Annotated in this window: 6 protein-coding genes; 4 read left to right on the forward strand and 2 right to left on the reverse strand. The window is 61.5% G+C overall.

Going from position 1 to position 3383, the window contains the following annotated elements:
• Positions 1 to 383 (forward strand): DDE-type integrase/transposase/recombinase (locus HMPREF2129_RS10380; protein WP_034666358.1); only part of this gene is annotated, 383 nt, incomplete at its 5' end.
• Positions 384 to 403: 20 nt separating this feature from the next.
• Here the strand turns inward: HMPREF2129_RS10380 and HMPREF2129_RS10385 are convergent.
• Positions 404 to 646 carry a recombinase family protein gene (locus HMPREF2129_RS10385; RefSeq protein WP_034666360.1) on the reverse strand — a complete coding sequence of 81 codons (243 nt, stop codon included), beginning with the start codon at positions 644 to 646 and terminating at the stop codon, positions 404 to 406.
• A 196-nt stretch (positions 647 to 842) separates the two neighbouring features.
• Between HMPREF2129_RS10385 and HMPREF2129_RS10390 the strand changes: the two genes are divergently transcribed.
• The 3 genes from HMPREF2129_RS10390 to HMPREF2129_RS10400 all read left to right on the forward strand — a co-directional run bounded on the left by HMPREF2129_RS10390 (position 843) and on the right by HMPREF2129_RS10400 (position 2910).
• A complete protein-coding gene (locus HMPREF2129_RS10390; RefSeq protein ID WP_034666362.1) occupies positions 843 to 1385 on the forward strand; it encodes a helix-turn-helix domain-containing protein in 543 nt (180 codons plus the stop codon).
• Positions 1386 to 1426: 41 nt separating this feature from the next.
• A complete protein-coding gene (locus HMPREF2129_RS10395) occupies positions 1427 to 2101 on the forward strand; it encodes an ATP-binding cassette domain-containing protein (RefSeq protein ID WP_198021550.1) in 675 nt (224 codons plus the stop codon).
• A 71-nt stretch (positions 2102 to 2172) separates the two neighbouring features.
• Positions 2173 to 2910, forward strand: a complete 738-nt coding sequence (locus HMPREF2129_RS10400; RefSeq protein ID WP_156959286.1) for a hypothetical protein — start codon at positions 2173 to 2175, stop codon at positions 2908 to 2910.
• A 176-nt stretch (positions 2911 to 3086) separates the two neighbouring features.
• Here HMPREF2129_RS10400 and HMPREF2129_RS10405 read toward each other — a convergent pair whose 3' ends face one another.
• Positions 3087 to 3269, reverse strand: a complete 183-nt coding sequence (locus tag HMPREF2129_RS10405) for a helix-turn-helix transcriptional regulator (protein ID WP_408605844.1) — start codon at positions 3267 to 3269, stop codon at positions 3087 to 3089.
• Positions 3270 to 3383 lie beyond the last annotated feature (114 nt).

Raw genomic sequence — 3383 nt, forward strand, 5'->3', positions numbered from 1 at the left:
AGCGTAATGTCGCCGCAGCGAAGCGTTTCCTGGCCAAGACCCTGAGGTCGAACACGATAACCGGGTTCCCGCGGGTCATCAACACCGACAAGGCACCAGCTCTGGCCAAGGCAATATCCGAGCTGAAGGCGGAGGGAATCTGCCCTCAGACGGTGGAGCACCGGCAGGTGAAATACCTGAACAACGTTATCGAGGGAGATCATGGCCGACTTAAAGGAATCCTGGGGCCGAAGGTAGCGTTCAAAAACCGAATTTCCGCCTACCGGACGTTGAAAGGGATGGAAGCGATGCATTCATTACGGAAAGGCCAGGGAACGATGTTTGCCTACGGGCACCCGAACCCAGACACGGTGATCGTCAGCCGGATATTCGAGACAGCTTAAGCACCCCGGAGCAAGGACAGCTAATGTCTTGAGGTTGGGCTTTTCGACCCTGGCCCAACTTTGCAACAGCACCGCAAAGTGTCGCCGGGACGCAGCTCCTTGAGACACGCATCGAGCTGCGGGCGGTCCCCCTTCTTGCCCGACGCCCGGTCCTCATAGAGAAGGTCGGGATCCACCCCGGCCGCAATGAGGGCGTCGCGTTGCAGATCGGTGGTCTGCGATCCGTCCGACTTCGAGACCCGCATAAAACCAATCAGTGCCATAGCTTCTTGCCATCACTTATACGATCGTTTACGTGACAAAGGGGGTGATTGCCGTTCCCGCAGGCGAAGAAATGCCCGGCCTGTCACTTAACACGTTATTTATTCTAGGCTACGTCACCGGTGGTTAAGACCACTAAAGTGACATTGAGACCGCCTAATCTTTGCCTATCATTATTGATACTGATATCATTAGGGTATGGCCACCTCCTCCGCGCTTCTCCACCCTGTTCGCCTCCGCATCGTCCAGACACTGCTCGCCACCGACGGATCCACCACCCGCCAGCTCCACGACCGACTCCCTAATGTTCCCATCGCAACCCTTTACCGACACATCGCCCATCTCGTCGACCACGGCCTCATTGAAGTGGTGGAGGAACGATCAGTCAGAGGCACAAGCGAAAAGACCTACAAGGTGGCCGAAGAACTCACCAACCCCACGGCAGACGAACTAGCCTCATTGACCCCCGAAGAGATCCTGGCGGCGTTCACCGTGTTCGCCTCCGGGGTGATCCGCGATTTCGAGGACTATCTTGACCAGGGTGTGCCCAATCTGGCCAAAGATCAGGTGAGCTTCGCGCAGGCGGATTTCTGGGCGACCGATACCGAAGTCGAGGTCTTTTCGCAGGCGGTTATGACAGCGCTTCGCCCCCTGATGGCCAACACCGCCGGCCATAACCGGCGCCGCCGCGCACTGACGACCATTATGATTCCCCGCCCAGTCGAAAGGACGACACCATGACCCCAGAAGGCAGCGATCATTTCACCGCCCGGGCCGACGATATGATCGCAGGATACGACGACACCGCAGTCCTGGGCCCCCTCCAGCTCCGACTCCACCCAGGCATCACCGCCCTGCTGGGGCGCAATGGGTCGGGCAAGACCACCCTCATGCGCACCCTCTGCGGCATCATCCCCCCACTGTCAGGACGTTGCATCGTGCTGGGTGAACAGGTGGTGGACGGGGCCGCGGTACGGTCCCGGGTCGGTTATCTCGGACATAAATCCGCCCTGTCTTCCGGGCTCAGTGTCGCGCAGAACCTGTCGTTCTGGCGCACGATCAACGCCAGTCTTCCGCAGATACCCCTGATAGCAGAGGCGGAGTTGATCGGACGTTTCGATCTTGAACCGATCCTCGACAAGCGCGTGTCCGCGCTCAGCCGCGGGCAGCGTCAACGCGTGGATCTCGCACGATTGGCGATGACAGATCCAGAGTTTGTGGTGCTCGACGAGCCCCTGACGGGCCTCGACCCGGTCTATGCCGCTGAGACCCGCGCACTCCTGCACGAGTGGGGCACAACCCGGACGGTGCTCTACTCCACCCACAGTGTCCCGGAGGCGCTGGAACTCGCCTCCCGTTTCCTCATCGTCGATGGACGTGACGTGCTGACACTGGGCAGCGACGGCACTGCCATCACCGAGACGCAGATCCTGCAGTCACTAGGAGCATCATCATGACCCGAGCCACCACCGCCACACCTCATCAGGTTCAGGCGTTCGCGAAGCGGGCGTGGATCCAGCAGGGCGGCATGACACTCTGGCTTTCCGCACTGGTCGGAGCCGGCATCGGGATACTTGCCCTCCTCGGAGCCGGCAACGTCGACATGATGCCCGGCATGGAGACCATGATCCCGAACCAGGCACTCCACCTCGCCACCGTCCGCGACAGCCTGGGCGAGGTCCAGCCGAGCGCCTCCTACCTGCTGATCATGACACCGGTCCTGCTGGGCGCCCTGGTCGGAATCGTCGCGACACTGACTCTCCCGGGAGTCGTCGCCGATGACATCCACGGCGGCGGCATCGAAGTCCTTTTGGCCGGGCCGATCCCACGCCGTCGCCTCTTCCAGTCCTACCTGGGCGCCAGCCTGATCCTCACCACCGCCTCCTGGGCCATGGCAGCCACCGGATTCACCACCGCAACCATTCTCGTGGCGCTGACCACGGGCATATCCGTATCAGTGACCTTCCCATTCGTGGCCACACTACTCATCCTCCCCCTGTCGCTGGGCATCTGGTCGGCAACCGCCACCCTGTTCGGGGCACTACTGTATCCACGCAGCCTGGAATCGCGGGCAGGGATGAACGGCGGACCCATCCGACTCCTCGCGATCGCACCGTCCCTGTTGACAGCCCCCTGCCTCATGCTCCTGCACGAATGGGCACTGCCCGTCCTCGCCCTCATTTTCTCCACCACCGTGGCCGCCAGTGCGCTCATCGTCTACCTCACCGCCCGCGGATTTCGCAGCACCCGGGTTCTCGATTCCTGACCGCCCACACCCACCCCATACCAGCACACCCCCACCAGATGCCACTACGCAGTGGGGCAGCAATCATCACCGCCCAGGTAGCCCCCTCTCAGGCAGTGTGGTGAGTCAACGTGATCAGACCGTTTCGACTCCCCGACCCACCATCATCGCGCACGGAGGCTTACCCCACGGGCACCCTAGCCCTCCGGGGTGAACAGATCCTCAATCGCACAGTCGAAGACACCGGCGAGACGAAACGCCAGAGGTAGCGCGGGATCAAAACGCCCCTTCTCAATGGAGATGACTGTCTGCCGGGACACCCCCAGCAGCTCCGCGAGCCTGACCTGCGACCAGCCCCGCTGCAGGCGGCGTTGCGCCACACTGTTGCGCACCACTTACCCCGCCCGTCGGGCAACCAGGTAACGGATACCCATATCGGTGCTGTTGAGGGAGATGGTGATGCTGTTGCAAAGTTGGGGCAGTAGGAAGAGCGA

It is taken from the genome of Corynebacterium tuscaniense DNF00037, assembly GCF_000759055.1.
Lineage (GTDB): Bacteria > Actinomycetota > Actinomycetes > Mycobacteriales > Mycobacteriaceae > Corynebacterium > Corynebacterium tuscaniense.

Bases quoted from the DNA above. Each gene is read 5' to 3' on its own strand.
- HMPREF2129_RS10385 (WP_034666360.1), bottom strand. From the start codon at position 646: ATGGCACTGATTGGTTTTATGCGGGTCTCGAAGTCGGACGGATCGCAG.
- HMPREF2129_RS10390 (WP_034666362.1), top strand. From the start codon at position 843: ATGGCCACCTCCTCCGCGCTTCTCCACCCTGTTCGCCTCCGCATCGTC.
- HMPREF2129_RS10400 (WP_156959286.1), top strand. From the start codon at position 2,173: ATGACACTCTGGCTTTCCGCACTGGTCGGAGCCGGCATCGGGATACTT.
- HMPREF2129_RS10395 (WP_198021550.1), top strand. From the start codon at position 1,427: ATGATCGCAGGATACGACGACACCGCAGTCCTGGGCCCCCTCCAGCTC.